20 protein-coding genes are annotated in these 21,243 nt (G+C 37.7%); 10 read left to right on the top strand and 10 right to left on the bottom strand.

The window, feature by feature from the left end; translation table 11 throughout:
* Positions 1 to 2: 2 nt before the first annotated feature.
* The gene (locus tag I6F45_RS12430; protein WP_165740084.1) at positions 3 to 1,010 is read right to left on the bottom strand and encodes a zinc-binding alcohol dehydrogenase family protein; all 1,008 of its coding nucleotides are present in this window, start codon (positions 1,008 to 1,010) and stop codon (positions 3 to 5) included.
* A 292-nt stretch (positions 1,011 to 1,302) separates the two neighbouring features.
* On the opposite strand from I6F45_RS12430, the gene I6F45_RS12425 reads away from it, so the two are divergent.
* The 3 genes from I6F45_RS12425 to I6F45_RS12415 all read left to right on the top strand — a co-directional run bounded on the left by I6F45_RS12425 (position 1,303) and on the right by I6F45_RS12415 (position 5,563).
* Positions 1,303 to 2,574 (top strand): IS4 family transposase, encoded by a 1,272-nt coding sequence (locus tag I6F45_RS12425; protein WP_197160647.1) that lies wholly within the window; start codon positions 1,303 to 1,305, stop codon positions 2,572 to 2,574.
* 791 nt (positions 2,575 to 3,365) lie between these two features.
* Positions 3,366 to 4,583: a hypothetical protein gene (locus tag I6F45_RS12420; RefSeq protein ID WP_197160645.1), complete on the top strand. Its 1,218-nt coding sequence runs from the start codon at positions 3,366 to 3,368 to the stop codon at positions 4,581 to 4,583.
* 461 nt (positions 4,584 to 5,044) lie between these two features.
* Positions 5,045 to 5,563 carry a GNAT family N-acetyltransferase gene (locus I6F45_RS12415; protein ID WP_165741693.1) on the top strand — a complete coding sequence of 173 codons (519 nt, stop codon included), beginning with the start codon at positions 5,045 to 5,047 and terminating at the stop codon, positions 5,561 to 5,563.
* A gap of 580 nt (positions 5,564 to 6,143) precedes the next feature.
* On the opposite strand, the gene bcp is transcribed toward I6F45_RS12415, so the two are convergent.
* Together bcp and I6F45_RS12405 are read right to left on the bottom strand one after the other, a co-directional pair.
* Positions 6,144 to 6,623 carry a thioredoxin-dependent thiol peroxidase gene (gene bcp, locus I6F45_RS12410; protein ID WP_002963124.1) on the bottom strand — a complete coding sequence of 160 codons (480 nt, stop codon included), beginning with the start codon at positions 6,621 to 6,623 and terminating at the stop codon, positions 6,144 to 6,146.
* A gap of 11 nt (positions 6,624 to 6,634) precedes the next feature.
* Positions 6,635 to 7,168, bottom strand: coding sequence for a glycine cleavage system protein R (locus I6F45_RS12405; RefSeq protein ID WP_007583906.1), 534 nt, complete (start codon positions 7,166 to 7,168; stop codon positions 6,635 to 6,637).
* Positions 7,169 to 7,527: 359 nt separating this feature from the next.
* Between I6F45_RS12405 and bamC the strand changes: the two genes are divergently transcribed.
* Together bamC and I6F45_RS12395 are read left to right on the top strand one after the other, a co-directional pair.
* Positions 7,528 to 8,589 carry an outer membrane protein assembly factor BamC gene (gene bamC / locus I6F45_RS12400; RefSeq protein WP_165728192.1) on the top strand — a complete coding sequence of 354 codons (1,062 nt, stop codon included), beginning with the start codon at positions 7,528 to 7,530 and terminating at the stop codon, positions 8,587 to 8,589.
* 66 nt (positions 8,590 to 8,655) lie between these two features.
* Complete coding sequence (locus I6F45_RS12395) at positions 8,656 to 10,026, top strand: YjiH family protein (protein ID WP_165728193.1); 1,371 nt, start codon at positions 8,656 to 8,658, stop codon at positions 10,024 to 10,026.
* Between the two features lie 53 nt (positions 10,027 to 10,079).
* Here the strand turns inward: I6F45_RS12395 and I6F45_RS12390 are convergent, their stop codons facing one another.
* Both I6F45_RS12390 and I6F45_RS12385 read right to left on the bottom strand, forming a co-directional pair.
* Positions 10,080 to 10,226, bottom strand: coding sequence for a DUF2897 family protein (locus I6F45_RS12390; protein ID WP_165728194.1), 147 nt, complete (start codon positions 10,224 to 10,226; stop codon positions 10,080 to 10,082).
* A 126-nt stretch (positions 10,227 to 10,352) separates the two neighbouring features.
* Positions 10,353 to 10,889, bottom strand: a complete 537-nt coding sequence (locus I6F45_RS12385) for an acyloxyacyl hydrolase (RefSeq protein WP_165728195.1) — start codon at positions 10,887 to 10,889, stop codon at positions 10,353 to 10,355.
* A 244-nt stretch (positions 10,890 to 11,133) separates the two neighbouring features.
* Between I6F45_RS12385 and I6F45_RS12380 the strand changes: the two genes are divergently transcribed.
* Both I6F45_RS12380 and I6F45_RS12375 read left to right on the top strand, forming a co-directional pair.
* Positions 11,134 to 11,727 carry an MlaC/ttg2D family ABC transporter substrate-binding protein gene (locus I6F45_RS12380; protein WP_007583914.1) on the top strand — a complete coding sequence of 198 codons (594 nt, stop codon included), beginning with the start codon at positions 11,134 to 11,136 and terminating at the stop codon, positions 11,725 to 11,727.
* Between the two features lie 230 nt (positions 11,728 to 11,957).
* On the top strand, positions 11,958 to 13,295 hold the full coding sequence (locus I6F45_RS12375; protein ID WP_197160644.1) for an ankyrin repeat domain-containing protein: 1,338 nt from the start codon (positions 11,958 to 11,960) through the stop codon (positions 13,293 to 13,295).
* An 82-nt stretch (positions 13,296 to 13,377) separates the two neighbouring features.
* Here the strand turns inward: I6F45_RS12375 and I6F45_RS12370 are convergent, their stop codons facing one another.
* The 5 genes from I6F45_RS12370 to I6F45_RS12350 are packed head-to-tail and all read right to left on the bottom strand — an operon-like array spanning position 13,378 to position 16,897.
* Entirely contained in the window at positions 13,378 to 13,821 is a 444-nt protein-coding gene (locus I6F45_RS12370; RefSeq protein WP_007581036.1) for a DUF2069 domain-containing protein, read from the bottom strand.
* Positions 13,818 to 14,372 (bottom strand): NAD(P)H:quinone oxidoreductase, encoded by a 555-nt coding sequence (gene wrbA / locus I6F45_RS12365; RefSeq protein ID WP_197160643.1) that lies wholly within the window; start codon positions 14,370 to 14,372, stop codon positions 13,818 to 13,820. The genes I6F45_RS12370 and wrbA overlap by 4 nt, the downstream gene beginning before the upstream one ends.
* The gene (gene arsC / locus I6F45_RS12360; RefSeq protein WP_197160642.1) at positions 14,372 to 14,719 is read right to left on the bottom strand and encodes an arsenate reductase (glutaredoxin); all 348 of its coding nucleotides are present in this window, start codon (positions 14,717 to 14,719) and stop codon (positions 14,372 to 14,374) included. Before arsC ends, wrbA begins: the two co-directional genes overlap by 1 nt.
* 53 nt (positions 14,720 to 14,772) lie before the next feature.
* Entirely contained in the window at positions 14,773 to 16,230 is a 1,458-nt protein-coding gene (locus I6F45_RS12355) for a M48 family metalloprotease (protein WP_007581042.1), read from the bottom strand.
* A gap of 1 nt (position 16,231) precedes the next feature.
* Positions 16,232 to 16,897 (bottom strand): hypothetical protein, encoded by a 666-nt coding sequence (locus tag I6F45_RS12350; protein ID WP_197160641.1) that lies wholly within the window; start codon positions 16,895 to 16,897, stop codon positions 16,232 to 16,234.
* Between the two features lie 145 nt (positions 16,898 to 17,042).
* On the opposite strand from I6F45_RS12350, the gene I6F45_RS12345 reads away from it, so the two are divergent.
* From I6F45_RS12345 to I6F45_RS12335, 3 genes are all read left to right on the top strand, one after another.
* Entirely contained in the window at positions 17,043 to 17,261 is a 219-nt protein-coding gene (locus tag I6F45_RS12345) for a sulfurtransferase TusA family protein (protein WP_002961455.1), read from the top strand.
* A complete protein-coding gene (locus I6F45_RS12340) occupies positions 17,254 to 18,330 on the top strand; it encodes an AI-2E family transporter (protein WP_165728202.1) in 1,077 nt (358 codons plus the stop codon). The genes I6F45_RS12345 and I6F45_RS12340 overlap by 8 nt, the downstream gene beginning before the upstream one ends.
* A 135-nt stretch (positions 18,331 to 18,465) precedes the next feature.
* Positions 18,466 to 20,721 (top strand): aminotransferase class V-fold PLP-dependent enzyme, encoded by a 2,256-nt coding sequence (locus I6F45_RS12335; RefSeq protein WP_197160640.1) that lies wholly within the window; start codon positions 18,466 to 18,468, stop codon positions 20,719 to 20,721.
* Positions 20,722 to 21,243: the final 522 nt, after the last annotated feature.

The following is a 21,243-nucleotide window of genomic DNA, read 5'->3' as shown; positions in this document are numbered from 1 at the left end:
GTTTAGAAGCCTTCTAAAACAATTTTACCTTTCGCTTTTCCAGTTTCTAAAAATTGATGTGCTTTACGTAAGTTTTCCGCATTAATTTGACCTAAGTTCTCACCGACCGTAGTTCTAAGTAAACCTTTATCAATTAAAGTTGCAATTTCATTAAGGATGTCATGTTGAGATTGCATATCAGGTGTTTTAAAAAGTGACCGAGTAAACATTAACTCCCAATGAACCGAAATAGCTTTTGTTTGAAACGCTGCAATATCAAGTGTTTTAGTATCATCAATTAAACCGAATTTACTTTGAGGTTTAAGTACTTTTTCAATTTCTACCAAATGCGATCCGGTATGGTTTAAACCTACAACATAATCAACATTACCTAGATCTTGCTCTGAAAATTCTTCACTTAACTTATTTCTGTGATTCACCACATGATCAGCACCAAGCTCTTTTAACCAATCTGTTGTTTCTGGTCGAGAAGCGGATGCGATAATGGTTAAATTAGTGAGCTTTTTAAGCAGTTGTACCATAATAGATCCAACACCACCGGCAGCACCAATAACCAATATGCTTTTTTCTTTATCTTGTTTTGACACTTCTAATCGGTCAAAAAGCATCTCCCAAGCAGTTAATGAAGTAAGCGGAAGCGCTGCGGCTTCACCATAAGACAGAGACTCAGGCATTTTCCCTACAATACGTTCATCAACCAATTGCATTTCAGCATTACTACCTGAACGTGTTATATCTCCAGCATAAAAAACCTTATCACCCGGCTGAAACAACGTAACATTATCACCTACAGATTTAACTACACCTGCAGCATCCCAACCAATAACTTTCCATTCGCCATCTGGTACAGGCATACTTGAGCGTACTTTATAATCAGCAGGATTAACTGATACCGCTTTTACTTCTACTAAAATATCGTGTCCCTGTGCAACAGGTTGCTCAAGTTCAATATCTTGTAACGATAGTTCGTTTTCAATGGGTAAGTTATTTTGATATCCAATAGCTTTCATATTATTTCTCGATTTGTTTTACTTTGATAATTTTATTATAAAGAAAGCAGCAACGAAGAAAATGGCCATAAATGCAAAACATTATGGGTTTATATAGCCATAATGTTTTAACGTGGAATTTGATGATAAATAATAAAATTAAAGAAGTGCGAGCAAAATATAAAAATATTCGATTAAGAATTTTAGTTAATAACGACTCATAGGTTGGATCTTAAGGAATAAAACTTGAAAACATGCTCTGAATTTGATCTGATAGTAATCGCCAAACCACTATCTATCCCAAAAGCAGAGCATGAATAAACATAATACTGAGTTAAACAAAATAACGAAAGTGCTTAACGATTTTAATATTAACGAAATAGGTAAAACAAGCCGTTTTTGTAGCCGTAAACGAATAATAAAACCTTTCGAATTAGTCATGTCGTTAATAACGGCTCTAGGCGATAAATCGGTAAACACCGTGACAGATTTACATCGCTATTTTGTGAAGTTGACGGAAACTGATGTTCAATATAAACCGTTTCACAATCAACTGAGTAAGCCTGAATTCAGCCTATTGATGAAATCACTGGTCGATGTGGCGTTAAATGAATGGCAGCAACAAATACTCGGTACAGACGCCACTCTTTCTGACTTTAAACGCATAGTAATGCAAGGTGGAAGTTCGTTCGCAGTGCACGATAGTTTAAAAGATACCTTTAAAGGTCGCTTTACTAAAATAAGTCCTGCGGCAATAGAGGTTCATGTGAGTTGGGATGTGCTTCAAGGTTATCCCGAAGAAATCTCAGTGAGTCCTGATAGCCAAGCTGAATATGATTTTTTACCTGATGCTAAATCGTTAGTCGACACCTTGTTTTTAGCGGATAGAGGTTATTTTAAGTTATCGTATCTTGAATCAATTGATACAGCAGGAGGCTTTTATGTTGTCAGGGCTAAAACCACGGTTAATCCAACCGTAGTAGCTGCTTTTAATCGTCACGGTAACGCGTTAAAACGGTTTTCACAGAAGAAGCAAAAGGACGTTAAAAAGCATATTCGTCGTAGTGTTATTGTCGATATGGATGTGGAAGGTAAAACGAATTATCGATTGATTGCGAGCTGGCCTAAAGGAAAAAGTGAGCCTACTTATTGGGCAACGAACTTAAATCGAGAAAAATTTAGCGCTGAAGCGGTAATAAAGCTCTACAGTCTCAGATGGCAAATAGAGTTACTGTTTAAAGAATGGAAGTCTTATTGCAACCTTCAGAAATTTAACACCAGAAAAGCGAGCATGATGGAAGGCTTGGTGTGGGCAAGTTTATTGACGTTGTTAGTAAAGAGGCGAATAGGCATGAGTGTTCAACAACTTGCCGGTATTGAGCTATCAACATTTATGGTAGCAAAAAACACCCAAGGTTGGTTTTATCAATTAATGGAGTCGATAACACAAGGCGTGATATCGACACTGAATAAAGCATGGCAAAAAACTATCAGTTTTTTGTCAAAATATGCACGAAGAGCGAACCCAAAAAGAGATAAAGAAAAAGGACGATTAAAATGCGGCCTGAATCCAATTCACTCTTAATGTCTAACCTATGAGTTCATATTAATTAAAGCGCTTGAAGTTAATAAAACTTCAAGCGCGAATGTATGAAATGGTTTAAAAAACTGTCAACAATACGTAGTAGGTGAGTCTTATTAGGGACTGGTGGAACGGCTATAGTTCTTTCTAGGCAGTCAAAGTATGAAGTCAAAATCTGACCCCTCTGGTTTTTAAGACAAACAACGTAGGTTGGGTAGAGCGTAGCGAAACCCAACAAACCTCCAATACCCACGCCCCCAATAACCCATATTATATATTTGAAAACGTAGGTCGGATAAGCGAAGCGCCATCCGATACAGTAACGTATTTAAGTTTTGACGCGTATAAATAGCTAATTTGTGTTATATCCGAAATTTATAATTCTTATTAAGATCTTGGTATTGCACTGACTTCCATAATTTAGCAGGGCAGACATCTTAATTAAACAAGCAACGCTAATGCTAAGCTAACTTTGAACTAAAAGCCCATTTTTTATCGTTACTCGCGAAGAGGATTAGGATGGGCAATATTATTGTTAAATGGTTAGAAACAGAAAATTAATTAATCATGATGTGTGAAGCCAATATTTGACCCCTTTGGCTTTAAAATTACACACTATATAGGTAAGTTATGCCTCTGAAATTTATGTTAGAGGTTAGGTTACAGATTTCACCTGTATTTAATATTTTATAGAAAATTATTAAATACTATAGAAGCTTTATGTACAATAGCCGATCTCTTATATCATTATGTTACCCATTAACAGTTAGAGACTTTAAGGCATATATTTAAATATGAACTGGGATGAAAATAAAATTAGGGCTTTAATCAGCTCATTAAAGGATAGTTTGAACATTTCTAACTGTGGTTTAGTAAGCTACAAAGGCGATTTTGAATTTATAGTAGATGCTCTTTTTAGTTATGTAGAGCATAAATATGAACTAGATATAAATATACTTTATGAGAATTTCAAAAAAGCCGTTATATCTACTTATGAAAATAATAGATTGGAAAAGCACAACGATATTTTAAAAAAATTCAAAAAAATTTGTGATGAAAGTTTATCTATAAAAAAAGACTACGTTTTATTGACTTCAATTAGTTTGGATAAAGAGTTTAAATTGAAGCGCCGAAAAATAAATAATTGCGTTATAAATTTTTACAGAGAAATACCAAAAAAGTATAAATTTTCTCGCTCTCAATTAATTGAAGAGCATGCAGAAATAGATATGTCAGAGCAACCTAATTATTTATATGTCACTGTATCAACTCAAGCTCATGACGAGATGACCGCTTTTAAAAAAAGTATTGCAGCACTAGATATTATCAGAAGCCTTTTGCAAATGAGTTTCAAAAAAAGAATACAAATCTTAGAACAAGCGCCTAAATTAAAATATTCCAGTGATAGCGCTATATCTTTAGGCCAAATGCATTCTCTTCATAATGTAAGTGGTGCAAAGGCTTGTGACTTTATATGGTATGAACCTGATTTTTATTGTAAACAATCAACTCGAGTAAAAGATCATAAACGTACAGAGTCAAATATTACACTTTGGTTGGACAAAATTAGAAATAGCCAATTTGCTGAGCATTTAAGTAAATCTTTAGTTAATTACATTAATGCTCTAGATCATAGTGACCAAGAGTTTAGGTTTATGAAGCTCTGGTCAGTAGTAGAAGTACTCATTAAAACTGATGATACAAAATTATTGATAAAAAGAATTTCTTTTTTCTATGCAAATAGAGCCTACGCAACAGAGGTACTAACATCACTTAGGAAAACGAGGAATGTACATGTACATGCTGGAGTGAAGCCTTTAAATGTTGAGATAAAGAACTATAACTTATGTTTTTATATCGAAAACATATTGAGATTTTTAATTTTAAATCCATTTAAATGTGAAAAATTCAATACAATTTTAGATTTTATCTCATCACCTACAGAATTAACCACTATTGACCAACAAATAGAAAACCTCAAAATGGTCAAAAAGTTTATCAACTATAGCTAACTGCTGAAATAATAAAATTGACTCTTCAACCCTAGATTATGGAAATACAAAAATTAACGTGACACCCATCCTAAATTCTTTAATTAAGGTTGACGTTTAGTTTGATTTTTATAACCCAAAAAACGCGGCATAAAGCCGCGCCTACAAGTATAACATCAACCCTGTAGGCGTTATTTTACCTGGTGCGTAGTCAAATTAGGAAACCAAAGCGAAACCAAAGGGGTCAAATCTTGACTTCATACATCAAAACTATCGACTGCCTAGTTATCCCTCGAACACGCTTTTACTCAATCAAAGTTTGAATAAGTAACATAAAAAAACGTTGCCCTAGAGCAATACTTGTCTGTACCTTTTTAATAGCTCAAAGGCTATTCAGTCCTTAAATAAGTTTGGGGCTACTTAATAGTGATCTTTAGCTTTAAACTTACAACTATAAAATCAATACTCACAAGGAAGAACACTTGCATATTCAAATTGCAGAACACATTAAATTAGCTCCTTTAGTGGAAAGCGATGCTGCGGATATTTTGAAGACTGTTAATTTAAGTCGGGCAAGTTTAGGTGCATTTTTGCCTTGGGTAGAAGGGGTAAACAATATTGAATCAGCTAAAAAGTACATACTCGACAGAGTAAACAGCGGGCTAAATGGCTCGCGGTGGTTTAAAATTTATTATAAAGATAATCTGAGTGGTGTTTTTGCAGTTAAGTCTATTTGTCCTGATTTGAATATAGCGGAACTTGGTTACTGGTTAAGTAGTGATGCACAAGGCAACGGTATTATCAGTCAAGTAATCGCAAGATTGCCAAGCATACTTAAAAACACAGGCGCTAAAGTCATTGAGTTTAGATGCTTAGAACAAAATGAAGCTAGTATTAAAATTGCTTTAAAATTAGGTGCGAGTTTAGTTAGTACAATTCCAAACTTTGTATCGGTTGATAATACACTACAACAACTTAATATATACCAAGTGACTTTGTGAATAACCCCACGTACTAGACTCTCCAGTAATAACTCCGTCTACTTAATTACTTTTCTCATCAATTTCTTTCCCGCAATTATAACAATCGTTAGTGGGAAGCTTATAACTAGAAATAGAGCGCATTACTTGGTTTTTCTTGCAGGCAGGGCAGGCGTAATTAATTACAGAGATTATAAGCGCAATAGTAAAAACGAAACTACCGATATAAAACGGGTTTGAGCGCCAATCTAAGAAAATTAACGTGACACCCATCCTAAATTCTTTAATTAAGGTTGACGTTTAGTTTGATTTTTTATAACCCCAAAAACGCGGCATAAAGCCGCGCCTACAAGTATAACATCAACCCTGTTGGCGTTATTTTACCTGGTGCGTAGTCAAATTAGGAAACCAAAGGGGGTCAAAGCTTGACTCCAGTCATCAAAATTATTGACTGCTTATTTATCCCTCGATCATGCTTTCACTTAACCAAAATACTTAATAATTAGCATAAAAAAAGCGTTGCCCTTGAGCAACGCTTTTCTGTATTTGTCTAATAGCGGGTAGCTAATTTACTCAACCACTAACTTACTCTGCAGCTAACTTATTCTGCTGCAAGATAGTCCAAAACCACTTGGTGGTGATCTTTAGTTTTAAACTTATCAAATAGGTGTTTAATTTTACCGTCTTGGCCTACTAAAAACGTCAAGCGGTGAATACCATCGTACTCTTTACCCATAAATTTTTTGTAGCCCCATACACCAAATGCTTCAGCAATGGCGTGGTCTTCATCGGCTAATAGGTCAAAATTAAGCTCTTTTTTAGTTTCAAAGTTTTTAAGACGCTTAATTGGATCTGGGCTAATACCTACAACGCGGGTGTTAAATTTAGCAAGCTGTGCTTGCTCATCGCGTAGGTTTTCGGCTTGTACAGTACAGCCCGGCGTTGACGCTTTAGGGTAAAAGTACACAAGCACTTGTTGCTCTTTTAACAGCTCACTTAATGTTACTGTTTCGTCGTTTTGGTTTTGTAGGCTAAAAGCGGGTGCAGTATCGCCTGCTTGTAATGGACTAATTGTGTTCATGTTTAGCATCCTTAACGAATTCGTTTAAAAATATAATCTACGTTTAGCGTATGAGAAAGGCTCTCAAAACTAATTTTAAATTGATCTATATCTACATCAACAGGTATGTTGAATTCAAGTTCACAACGCATTTTAATGTTGTCTTCTTGAGAATAAGTGTCTGACTTAAGTGAGCAAATACTAATATTATTGTCGGCAAAAAAGCGCGTTACTTTGCTCAATGTGCCTGGGGTGTCTATGCCAGTGTATTCTAGTGTGTAACCTGCACAAAATTCGCTAGGAGTATGACTCGCTGTGCGCTTCATCATGGTAAGTAGGCCAAGTTCCATGGCTTTGGTTGGCAGTACGTGCTCAATGCGGCTTATTGCAGACATGTCGCCGCTTAGTAGCATTATGAAGGTAAATTCGCAGCCTAAAATAGCAATACGGCTGTCAATAATGTTGCAGTGGCAATCGCTAACGAGTTGGGTTAGTTCACTTACAATACCGGGTCTGTCTTCGCCAATCGCTGTTAAAACAATTTGATGATTTGAAAATGCAGTCATGAGTTCAAATACCTTGTTACTTGGATTATATCAACCGAGTTGGCAACACCAAAAATACACACGAGAAGTTGCACGGCGGCGAAGTTTAACACAAAAAGGGCTCTAAACTACAGCACACGCTAATTAAGCGCTTTTAAAGTACGGTGTTTCTTGTTTTTACTGGCACGGGAAAGTACCATAGCTAAAATTTGCTTATTTGCGCTTAGTTTTATTGCTAAGTTGAAGTGCTGAACTTTATTGCATTTAGGCAGCCAAATAATAAATGTAAAGTTAATATTGATTTTACACTGAACCAAATCGGCATTACCCACTCATATATTTGTTAAAACAATTAAAGGGTATGCTAAGGAGAAATATCTGTGCAGTATTGGATCCCAAAAGCACTTGCAGTAAGTGTATTGGTAAGTTTATCAGGATGTAGTGTATTTACTAATCAAGCACATAATGAGCGTAACTATCGTACGCATGAGCCTGTAAAAGCACCAACGTCGTTATCTCAACCAGCTCAAGACCCAGTTTATAAAATGGATGTAGGTCAATACGACAACAATCCTGAAGCTACAAATTACCGCCCACCGGCACAAGTATTAACAATTGCTAAAGGCAGTTGGGTAGAAGAGACAGATAAACAAGCGCGTATTTATTTTGATAAAAACGATGGCATTGCTGATTTAGATGAATTTCTTTGGGACACGATTCAATCAGTCCTCGCTGATAACAATGCAGCAACCACTAAAGAAGACAAGCTACTAGGTACTATTGAAACTGATTGGTACTCAATTATCAAAACGGAAGAAAGTTTTTGGTGGTGGGGCGATGAAGTTAACGATGACTTAGAAAAATTTAGATTCACTATTGAAGAAAAGTCACATCAGCGTACTGCGTCTTTACGTGTAGAGCTGATTGATTTTAAAGGCGACCATACGCTAACTGATTTGTTAAAACAGCAGTTAGAAGTACGTGCGCTTAACCAAGTAGTGAGCGAGTTTGATTACCGTTACCGTCAACTTGAAGTTGATATGCGTAAACGCCAAGGTATTATTTCTCTTGAAATGGGCTTTGATAACAAAGGTAATGCAGCACTTGTAACTGAGCAATCTTACGAAGCTGTTTTTGACCGTTTCTCTGGATTTTTAGAGCGCTTGTCGTTCACTATTGTTGAAATTAACCCAGATACGGGCTTAATTACTGCTGATTACACTAAACCAGAAACAAGTGTTTGGGATTCAATTTGGGGTGATGATGTAGCTCAACTACCTATTGATGAAGGCCAATACCAAATTTTAGTAAGTAAAACTAAAGAAGGCGGTACTAGCTTAACGTGGATGGATGACAAAGGCGAAACGCTTGAGCCAGGTACTATGAATGGTTTACAACAAGCATTAGAAGCAGCACTCATTCAGCGCGGCATTAAAATTTAAATAATAATAAGTTTTACCACAAAAAGAGCGCTATGCTCTTTTTGTGGTTTTTATAGGTTAATAAATATGTCTCAGCTACCTCATCGTTCACACTACACGTGGCGCACTTGGTTTACTTTTTTGGTTCCTTCGTTAATTGGTGTGTTTTTATTTATGACACCCATTAGTACCTCGCAAGGGATGACCATTCCTATTGCCGTTATGGCAAAAGCGGTTCAAGCAATGATGCTTGGCTCTGCTCAAGCAATTATTACTCTCATTATTTGTATTACAGGGGTTATTTCTGTAATTACTAAAGTGTTTAAACCCGCCGCTATATGTAACTCATCTTTGTTAAAGCATTTATTTGATGTGAGCTGGACATGGCTGGTGGTGCGCTTATTTGGTATGGCGTTTGGTTTAATGACGTACTTAAGCCTAGGCAGCGAGATGATTACCTCGGCCAATACTGGCGCGCTGGTATTAAATGACTTATTGCCGGTGTTGTTTTCGGTATTTATTTTAGCGGGCTTATTACTGCCGCTATTAATTAACTTTGGTCTACTAGAGCTTGCTGGTACGTTAATGACTAAAGTAATGCGCCCTGTATTTGGTGTACCTGGTAGAAGCGCGGTTGACTGTACTGCATCGTGGTTAGGTGATGGTAGTGTGGGTATTTTGATGACTGCAAGGCAGTACGATCAAAAGCACTATACACAACGCGAAGCGGCTATTATTGGTACTACGTTTTCAGCGGTTTCAATTACGTTTAGTTTAGTGGTGCTTGGGCAAGTTAAACTTGAATACCTATTTGCACCGTTTTACGCAACGGTATGTTTAGCCGGTATTGTTGCCGCTATTATTGTGCCGCGATTACCTCCACTGCGCTTTAAAAAAGACTTACTGATTGATGGCACTGAGCCAGATAGAGACGCTGAAACAATTCCGGGTCATAAAACCTTATTTGGTCATTCGTTAGATGTTGCATTAGCTAAAGCAGATAACTCAACGGGTGTTAAAGGTACTATAAAAGAGGGCTTACATAACGCGCTTGATATGGTGTTTGGTGTATTGCCTGTAGTTATGGCGGTAGGTACATTTGCACTGATCATTGCTGAGCATACGCCTATATTTCAGTATTTAGGTATGCCGTTTGTGCCATTTTTAGAGTTATTACAAGTACCCGAAGCGGCAGCAGCGTCGCAAACTATTATGGTTGGTTTTGCTGATATGTTTATTCCGTCAATATTAGCAGCAGGAACAATTGAAAGTGATGTAACGCGCTTTATTATTGCCGCAATGAGTGTAACTCAGCTTATTTATATGTCTGAGGTGGGCGCACTTTTACTTGGCAGTAAAATACCGGTAAATATTTTAGAGTTGTTTATTATATTTATTTTGCGAACGCTAATTACTTTACCTGTTATTGCGCTAATGGCGCATTGGTTAGTAGGCTAAATTAACGAAAATATAATTAAGCGAATTGGTATTATTAAAAAAGCCCTGATTAATCAGGGCTTTTTTGTGTCTGTTGTATTTTTAATATTGGCGTTGGGCTTTTTAAACTCCGTTTTTGCAGAGAGTTTAATCAGCGCAATATTACCAATGACAATAGTAAAAACAACGGCGACAATAATTACAATATGCCAAGTTTGCATCGCAGTATCACTTAATATTTAGTACGTTTAAGTGTGACCGTTTTACGCTATAACAGCAATTAAATTACTCAAAACATAATCAATAACTTTAAAAACAATCAATAACCTTAAACACAATCAATAACCTTAAAAACGTCTAGCTACCGAAAGCGTTAAAAAGTTAAGCCCTGGGTTTGGCTCTTTAAAGCCTGCGTTTGAATAGTGAATAACTCTAAGGGCAACGTTAGTATGACCAAAGTCGGCAACAAGGCCTATGCGGTCTTCAAACTGGTAGTGAGTACTTATGTTTTTACCGGCAAACTGCGTTTCATCAATCAGTGATACACCAATCCCTGCTTCTACATAAAATGGGGTGTTGTTAAAACTAAAGGCAGGAAATTGCAGCACAGGTGACATAGCAAGTACTAGGTTTGATTGTGTTTCATCGCCGTGGCGGTATTCCCACATATTTACGCTGGTTTCAAAGTAAAAGCGTGCATCACCAATTATATTTTGCATGCTAGGTGCATGATACTGATACGCAAGCTTAACGCCGTTTACGTTACCTTCGCCTTTGAGAAAATCAACGGCATAACCGTGGTTCGATTGAGCAAAAGCAAATTTGCCAAAAAGTGAAACTACTAATACAAAAGAGATAATAAGTGTTTTAAGTGACGTTTTCATAGGTGCCAAATGTCTGTTTGATTCAAGTGATAACTAAATGATAAGGGCGACCTATTAACAATTACAATGAGGACAAAATGCCGGTTGTATATGGCCTGTTAATGGAGTTTTCTAACTGCTTGAATTTATTTTAGTTATTTTATTGGTGCGATTTGGGCATTAATAAGTTGCTTATTTGTGCCTTTTTTATTGCGTATAGTTCGCGTAAATTACAGCCATCTTAATCACACAGACATATACAATTATGAAACTCTTTAAACTATTCGTTTTAGCCACTGCTTTTTTTAGTAGTTCGTTATTTGCACAAACTCAGCAATCGCCAGATCAGTTACTTGAATCAGTAGCCGATAAGCTATTTGCAGACATTGGCCAAGTAAATTCAAAAGGCACAGCAAGCAAAGAAGCGATGGCTGCCATTGTTGAAAAACGTTTAATGCCACATATTGATGTTAAGTTTGTGTCGTTTAAATTATTAGGTAAGCACATTAAAGGCATTGAGCGCGAACAGGCTGTTCAATTTATAGATGCAGTAGAGCATTACTTAACAGGCACATACGCTGGTGCACTAATGAAGTACACAGGTCAAAAAGTAGTATTTGAGCGTAATAACGCAAAAAGTGACTCTGAGTACGCAACAGTTAATACACAAATTATTGAGCCAAATGCGCCTACAATTGACTTAAGTTTTAAGCTTCGTTTAGGTAAAAATGATGAGTGGAAAGTATACGATATTGTTGCCGAAGGCATTTCACTATTAAGTGCTAAGCAAAAAGAGATTATTCAACGTATTTCTGAAGTGGGTTTAGATCAAGTTATTAGCGAGTTAAAAAGTAAATAGACTATTTGTCTGGCTCTGATTAAGCCCAACTCCAACCTCAAAAACGGCCAATTACTTATGTACTTGGCCGTTTTTATATTTGTAAGTAAAGGATTGTTGTTATTGCGTAATTTTGCGCTAGCAGCAAAACAAAGGTGTGCTAGAATATCGACACTTTGATTAAGCGTGGTGTCAGCTAAAAACTGATATAACTTACCACCCCCAAGCCACACTGGAGTTGTGTTGTTTTAATGGAAAATGTACTGATTTGGCCAAAGGAATACCCATTACTTATTAAAGGACTGGTAGAACAAAACGGTGCCTTTATTTTAGATGCTTTGGAAGCTTGGCCTGCTTGTCGTTCTACAAATGAAGACGATGGTGTATGCACCACCGTGTTACCGCCTATTTATTATTTGGCATGGCTAACCCCGCTAGAACCATTTGAAGAATGTTACTTTCAACATATCTCTGAATATGACGAAGACGCACAAGCGTATATTAGTGCGGTTAAAAGCCATTACTACGATAATGAATACACCCCTGAAAGCTTAGTGCTTATGCTATGCCAACGCCTTGAAAAATACGCAAGTGTGGCTGCGCAAAACACCATAGATACGCCACTGTCTTTAGTTGATTTGTTTTTTAGTAAGCGCTATTTCACGTTAATTGAGCATGCGCTAAATAATAACAGTAAGCTTTCGGCAAAGGATACATTAGCGCTTTGGAAAGAAGTTGATTTTAGAGAGCGTTTAAGTGCGTTTATTCCAGAGTCTATTGCTGATTTAGATACTCTTTCTGAACTTGCCAGCGAAAAAGTAGCAGCGGGTAAAGATTATTTTACGTTGCTTACACAGGTTTCTCCTGATGTTGACTCTGTTGTACTGCTAGAAAAAGCATTATTAACGCACCTGCGTAAAAAAACAGCCAAGCAAACAATGGCAATGCGCTTTATTGAGCAAGGCGCTACAGGTGTTCTTGCTGATGAAAACAATAAAACAGCTTTTATGTGGGCCGCCGAAAAAGGCTTTGTAAATGTGGTTGAAACGCTACTTGCAAAGCAAGACAAAAAAGCGGTTGATAATTTAGGTAACACAGCACTTCATTACGCTGTATTTGCTAAAAATGAATCGTTAATGGTGCTGCTTATTAAAGCAGGCTATAACTTTAGAGCGCGCAATAAAGAAGGTTTAAGTTGTTACCGTTTGGCGGTTAGTATTAAAGCTAATAACTTAGTTAAATGCTTAGAGCGTGACTTTGGTATTAAAGAGCTTTCGCCGGAAGGGCAGTTTGATCGCATTAAAAAAGTACATGTGCTGCACGCTATTGTCACTATATTGCTGCCTTTGCAGTTGTTCTTCTTTTTTGATGAAACACTCTCTATTAAAAGTGAGCTGACGCTGAGTTTAACTATGGCGGCAGTGATTTGTTTTTTCTTTGCGACCACTTTAAAACGCTGTGCGTTATATCCACATATTAAACACCCTTGGGGTTTATTTGTGCTTAGAGGCTTTTCGTTTATTAGCTTAATTGCTCAAATAGGGTTGGCGAGTATTGTGGTGCTAGCTGCCTTAAGTGATTTAGTTTAGTCACTTTTAAACAGCTAATAAAAAACGCGCTTAAAGCAATTTAAGCGCGTTTTTTGTGTTTATAACCGTTTATGGTTAAGCCTTATTTACCGTGCTCATTTGCTGCTTTTTCTTCAGCTAGTTCTTCTTTAAGCTTACGGATTTTTAAACCTTGTTCTTGTCCGCGGTGTCTTGCGTAGTAAGTGCAGCCAATAAACATTGAAGAGGCAAACACAAGCTCTAGCAATACCCAAATTAATTCATCAGGAGCGGCCCACAGCATGGTAAGCCCGTGAATAAAATACAGCATTACAACAAAGTTAGCCCACGCATAAGTGTATGTATTGTCTTTAATTATGCCTCTTAGCGGCAGTAGTAACGGAATAATAGGCAAAAATAAAGACACTAAACTCGCATTACCATTTAGAGGTGGCACAAAATACATCCACAGTGGAATAAGAACAAGTAAACCTACATAGCCAAATAGTGCGGCACGCTGAAACTTTACTGTAATCGGCTTTTTAGCTGGGTTGTCAGCTGTATTCATTTAAGTTTTCTCGCAATTTGAGTAAGGCGTTTACCAACGCTTTGGCATATTTTAATTTCGTCTTTGCTTAGCTGTGCACTATTAGCGCTGCCAGCAACGTGTGTTGCACCGTATGGTGTTCCACCTGTTTGTGTTGCAAGTAGTTCGGGTACATCGTACGGCACGCCCAGTAGCATCATACCGTGGTGTAATAGTGGCAGAGATAAGTTAAGTAAGGTTGCTTCATTACCACCATGCATACTGCTTGATGACGAAAACACACATGCTGGCTTATCTATTAGCTGACCTTTTAACCATAAGTCGCTGGTGGTTTCCCAAAAGCTTTTAGCTTGAGAGGCCATCATGCCAAATCGGGTTGGTGTACCAAATGCTAAACCATCGCAATTTATTAAATCATCTTTGGTGATCACAATGTCGTGCGCATTTTTAGCCACAAAGGTACGAAGTAGTGCTGTAGCACCTTGTTGCTCTATCGACTCTGCTATTTCGTGAGCCATTGCTTCAACTGAGCCATGGCTTGAGTGATAAAGCACCACTATGGTTGCACTCATTATAAAACGCTTAGTACGTTTTCTGGTGGACGACCAATCGCTGCTTTATTGTTATTCACTACAATAGGGCGTTCAATTAGTTTTGGATTTTGTACCATGGCATCTATTAATGCTGATTCACAGCTTTCATCTTTTAAATTAAGCGCTTTGTAGTCATCTTCTTTTGTGCGCATTAATTCACGTACGGATGAAAAACCAAGTTGGATTACAAGCGTTGAAATTTGCTCGTGTGTAAGAGGCGTTTTTAAATACTCTACAACACTTGGCTCTATTGCTTTACTTTGCAGTAGTGCTAGCGTTTCGCGTGATTTAGAACAACGTGGGTTGTGGTAAATAGTAACAGACATAAAATGATTCCAAAGTGTGAATTGCGTCTATTTTAGGGTAAGCGCTTGCAGACTTAAAGTCTTGCAAGCTCTTTTTGTAAAAGTCGATACTGAGTAAGTAGTGCTTTTAAACGTTGTTGCTTTACAAGTTGAGTAGGCTCTACAAAGTTTAGTGCTTTTTGTACTTCGTCTGCGGCTTTTAAATAAGCACCATATTGCGCTAATACATCGGCGTTAGCTTCGTGATAAGAGGCTAATTTATCTTGTTTTTTATACGCGTCTGCAAGGAGTTGTTTGCCTAAGTTATGATCTGGCTTTTCGAGTAAAAAACTCTTTAAAATATTTTCAGCAAGCTCATATTGCTCAGCTTCAAGTGCTGAGTTGGCATAGTTAAGTGTAATTACCTGATTATTAGGGCGATACTGATTTAAATCCGCTAAAAACTTAACGGCTTCGTCTGCCTTTTTTTGTGCAATAAGTAAATCGGTATGGGTATCTATATAAAATAAGTTTTTAGGATCGTTTTTTAAAAGCTCGTCTAATATTGGTGCTGCTTCATCAAGCTTTTTTTGATCAAGCAAGCTTATGGCTAAGCCATACTTTAATGCAGTGTTGTTGTAGGTGTTTTCGCGCAGTAGCTTTCGAAATAGATCTTCTGCGTTTTCTGGTTTGTTGTCATAGCGGGCAAGCACTCGACTTTTTGCTAAATTAAACTCAAGGCTCGCATTCATAAGGCGCACAGGAAATTGCTCTGCACGCAAACGCACATCTGATACACGACTCTCTGGTAATGGGTGAGTTAGCAAAAATGCTGGTGGCTTGTATTTATAGCGAATTTGCGCTGCAAGTTTAGTTAAAAACTCACTCGATGCACGGGGATCAAATCCTGCATTATTAAGTGTTTGCATGCCTATGCGGTCAGCTTCTTGCTCAGCTGAGCGGCTATGCGTTAACTGACTAAAAGCTGATTGTGTTTGGCTGGCAGATATAATGGCAATACCCGCGTCGGGTGCAACAACGGTTGCTAATATACCTGCAATCATACCGGCAATGGTTAGCGCGCTGTTATCTTGTTGTTGCTGTATTCTACGTGCTAAGTGGCGCTGTGTTACGTGAGCAATTTCGTGACCAAGTACCGAAGCAAACTGGCTCTCGTTATCGGCTTGAGCTATTAACCCTGTATGCACACCCACGTGTCCACCGTAAAAGGCGAAGGCATTTATTTCTGAGTTATTTATCCAAAAAAACGAAAATGGAAAACGTACATCGTTAGCATTAGCAACAAGTTTACGGCCAATAGTCGTGAGGTATTCATCTAGCACAGGATCGTTTATAACTGGCGATGAACCTCGTATTTGCATCATCATTACTTCGCCAATAGCTTGTTCTTTTTCAAGTGGCAGTGCTTGTAATGCAGATGTTCCTAAATCAGGAAGTGTGAAATTGGTTTGCGCTTTTAAAGGTTCGCTTACTAATAAGCTAAACGTAAGCGCGGCACTGCATAAAGTGATAAATGCTGATTTTAGCTGCATTTTATTCCTTGTTAATTTGTTCGCCAATTGCAATTTTGGCTATGTCTATTTCGTCACTGCTTGCACGGCTGTCTTTTTCGCACAATTGGTATAGTTCTTTTATTGTGACTCCATCAAGCTTTACAACGTTCAATTCTCGCTGCAAAAAAGTAATAATTTTATGTACTACTTTATGTGCATGTAAAATAATGGCTTTATCTGCTTTGTCGCCCCGTTCAAAATAAAAGCCAATAAACTTATGTAACTGACTTATTCTGATTAGGTTTTTCATTGAATGTGGATCCCACACTCTAAACTCCATAAAGCGATTATTTTTTATGTATTGGTCAACAATAACATCTTTAGCATAAGGCTGTGCCCATAGCTCAAAGCCTCTGTCGGTAAAAACTTGGTACAGCGCAATACGTGGCTTATGTTTAGTGTGTATTACTCCAAGGCTGTCTTCATGGCCTTCTAATAAATCTAAGTTCCAATTGCGTTTATCTATAAGTTGTTTAACTGCATTATCGAATCCATGATCTAAAATCCCTTCAGATTCGCTTATTGATGAGGCAACAAGGTGATAAAAAGGAGGTAGTTCGCCCCAATTAATTTGCTTTTTAAACCAATTAATCTCTTTGAGTGTTGGATTACTGGGTAGTTGCGCTTTATTATGCGTGCCAGGCATTAACTTATCCTTACTGCTAGTTATGTTATAAGGATAAACTATTGCAGGTATTGTTTTAACAAAAAGTTACAACGGTTTGGGTATATAAGTATATTGACCGTAAATATGCGACTTATTATTCATTTACTATACGGATAAAGTAGTTATGGTAGAGCGCGATTTAAAAGAGTTTAAATGCCCTCAGCAATTTGTGCAGTTTAAACTTGCGCTACGAAGTGCGCAATCTTCAAAACAACGTATCACTTTTAGTCTTAATAAAGGTGAAAGTGCGAACGATATTGAACGTTTTTTGCAAAAAAATGCTTATAGTTACAATTTTGATAAACAACGTGGGTTGTTATTAGTGGAGCCATTACATGTTTGAATACGTAAAAACATGGTACGAAAGGAAGTTCTCGGATCCTCATTCGTCTACCTTATTATTTTTATTATTAGCCTCAGTGGCCTTACTTTACTTTTTTGGCTCGTTAATTGTTCCTGTGCTTGTAGCATTGGTTATTGCTTATTTACTTGATTGGCCGGTTATTCATTTAGAGCGCGTTGGCTTAAAACGTTTTACTGCAACGATTATTGTAATGTTGATATTTATTAGCATTATGCTCACCCTTATTTTGGTTATTGGCCCAGTGCTTTGGAAGCAAACCAGTAACTTAGTGCAAGAAACCCCGCATATGTTAGAGCAAGGAAAGTCTTATTTAATGGCTTTACCTGAACAATACCCAAGTTTAATTAACATAGATCAAGTACAAGCTATTGTTGCAACGGTAGAAGCTAAAATCATTGAGTTTGGTCAAACTGTATTGTCGTTTTCACTTACGTCATTAAAAGATGTTGTTGCATGGCTTATATATTTAGTACTTGTGCCGTTACTGGTGTTTTTTATGCTTAAAGATAAGCTGGAGCTAACGGGGAGTATTGCTAAACTGATCCCGCAGCAACGACGCTTAATTTTGCAAGTGTGGCACGAAATGAATCAACAAATTATGAATTACATTCGCGGTAAAGTGTTTGAAATTTTAATTGTTGGTGGTGTGTCTTTTATTGCATTTACTGTTTTAGATTTACGCTACGCCGCATTACTTGGTGTGCTTGTTGGCTTGTCGGTATTAATTCCATTTATTGGCGCGGCACTCGTCACTATTCCGGTAGCGGCAGTTGCGCTGTTTCAGTTTGGATTAGAAACACAGTTTTGGACCATTTTAATTATTTACGGAATTATTCAGGCGCTTGATGGCAACGTGCTTGTGCCACTGCTGTTTTCTGAGGCGGTTGATTTAAATCCGGTATTTATAATTGTCGCGGTATTATTTTTTGGTGGCTTGTGGGGATTTTGGGGCGTATTTTTTGCCATCCCGTTGGCTTCATTAGTAAAAGCGCTAATAACAGCTTGGTCGTCAACGCATGAAGAGATAAGTAAAGAGGCCAGTGAATAATTAAGTAAACAGACTTTTAGTCTAAAAAAGAATAGTAAACGCACCTCTAGTGCTAATTGATTATTACTCATTACCTGTAAATTTATGTACTATTGGTAATAAGATATATTTTTTAGTAATAAGGTGCGTTTTTTAATGTCTGAGTTTTTATTGCACGATGAGCCAGTAAAACAAGTTTACCTTGATGCAAACGCAACGACCCCTGTGTTGCCTTGTATTGCTGATGTTGTTTCTCATACCATGCAAATATGTTTTGGTAATCCTTCAAGCCCGCACATTACAGGTATTCAAGCCAAGCATTTATTAGAACAAACACGTCAAAAAGCACACACGGTTATTGGCGCAAGTAATGGCGATATTTTATTTACCTCTGGCGCAACAGAAGGCATTCAAACTGCGGTGGTTTCTACGCTAATTGATGCTAAAAAACACCCGATTAAAAACCCCGTATTGTTATATGGCGCTACTGAGCACAAAGCGGTGCCAAATACACTTAAACACTGGAATAGCGTACTTGACGTTAATGCTGAGGTGCTTGCTATTCCGGTTGATAGTAACGGTATTTTAGATTTAGATTTTATAGCACAGCATATAGATAACGCTTTGATGATTTGCACCATGGCCGTTAATAACGAAACCGGTGTATATCAAGATTTACCCGCTATTGAGCAGGTAATTCGTAGCCGTAATAAAAATGTATCGTGGATGGTGGATTGCGTGCAGGCGCTCGGTAAACAAGCGCTCGCGCTGAGTGATACAACAATAGATTACGCACCTTTTTCGGGGCATAAGCTTTATGCACCTAAAGGTATTGGTTTTTTATATATTCGTAGTGGCAGTGCGTACACACCTTTTATAGCGGGTGGCGGTCAAGAAAGTGGAATGCGCTCAGGCACCGAAAATCTACCCGGTATTGCAGGGTTAAATAAGCTATTTAGTATGTTGCTTGATAAATCAGACAACACGTTTAAGTCTGTTAGCGTACTTAACTCTTATCGAAGCCAGTTACAAAGCGCTATAAAAGACACCTTTGGCGATATTACATTCAATCATGATTTTGCTTATAGCGTGCCTACCACACTTAACTTTGCTGTTAACGATTTAACGAGCAAAGAAGTGATTGATTTATTTGACGCTGCGGGCATTCGCGTAAGTGGTGGCTCGGCTTGCAGTACAGGCGCATCAACAAGTTTTGTTTTAGATGCAATGGGTGCAAGTAAGTGGCAAAGCGAAAACGCGATTAGGCTATCGTATGGACCTGCTGCAACACAACACGATATTGATGATGCTTGTGTGCGTATTCGCGCTCTTAAAGCAATATTACAGGCAAACTGTTTAATCGTATCTGACAGCACCACACCACAACAAGAAGTATGCGCACTGGGCCTTACTCAATTTAGGCACCAAGGTGCATGTAGTTGGCTTTATGTGAGCGATGATAAACACGCTGTAATTATCGATCCTATTATTGAGCTTATTCCGCGCTTTGAAAAAATAGCTAATACACAAAACTTAACTATATCGGCGGTGCTTAATACTCATCTGCATCAAGAGCGAGAGTCAGCGACTAATTTACTAACCAGCGTTCTTGACTCAAGAGTTATAAAAGGTGAGGTTGATTCGCTAGGTTGGCCGCTAAATACAGCAAGTATTAACTTGGCAAACGACGTACTTGAAAAAGTAGTTACACCTGGGCACAGCAAAGACAGTGTAAGTTATTTATTAAAAAACAGTAATGGCGAAACGCGTTACTGTTTTTGTGGTGATTTAATACTGCCTGCAGGGCTTGGCAATACATCGCTTATAGGTGGGGATGCAAAAGCAATGGCACGCTCTATTTTAGCAATGAGCGAGCAACTTAATAGCACCAGCATTATTTGCTCAGGGCACGATTACCAACAATGTTTTGCCATGAACTGGGCTGTACAGCAAAACCAAACACCATTACTTGATGCGTTAGTGAGCGGCAGTATTTCAGTTGATGAATTTGCAATACAAAAACAGCAGTACGACGCTTCAAAACAAGTAGATAACACGCAATTGTGTGGTTATGTAAATGCGTTACCTGAGGTTGATACACAGCAATTAAATTTTGATGACGCTAAAGTAATGTTAAACACCAGCGATACATATTTAATAGATACTCGGGAGCCGTATGAGCATGGAGCAAATAATGTTGCTCAGTTATTTAATACGCTAGATGAAAAAACATTAAATATACCACTTAGCAGAATGGCAAATGCGGTATTTGAAGGGCAATTAAACAAAAATAACAAGTACATTTTATTATGCCGTAGTGGTAACCGCTCAAAAATTGCTGCAACTAATTTAATGCAACTAGGATACAAAACGGTTTATAACCTAAGTGGCGGGTTAGCGCTTAGTAATTAAACAAAGATTGTAATTTATACAAAATCGGCTTTAGGGCCGATTTTTTTTGTTTTTAAGGTTTATTTGCTCGCAAGGTAAACAAGCCCTAGGGCCTGTTGACCTTTCAGGATTAAAATTTGTTCAATCTAGGGGCTATTTAATCGCGGCGTGAGGTTTGTAACCTAGTGGGCTAAGTAAAAACCGAGTAACAAAGAGTAAATTGCCCCTAGGCAGAACCCTTCGGGCAGCGCATGTTTGGCATTTATTCCACGTTATCGCCTATTTATGGGGAATAACCACACTACATAGGCTCTGCCTTGCCTAAATGCCAAACACACTGCTGCAAATTTAACTTCGAAAGATAAACAGGCCCTAATAATTAGTGAATAACTATAAAAAGTAATTATTGTGCTGAGAAAAATTCATTAATATTTCATTTTGATTGATTAAGCTATCCCGTTGCCTTTAAAATTGCGGGTAAATTAATTTATAAAATTTTTATGATACCGGTGTCAAAAGCTAAAAATTGCGTTATCATCTGCA

The organism is Pseudoalteromonas sp. SWYJZ19, assembly GCF_015864375.1.
GTDB lineage: Bacteria > Pseudomonadota > Gammaproteobacteria > Enterobacterales > Alteromonadaceae > Pseudoalteromonas > Pseudoalteromonas arctica.
The sequence above is the reverse complement of the archived record's forward strand: the minus strand, read 5'-3'. Positions and strand labels throughout refer to the sequence as shown.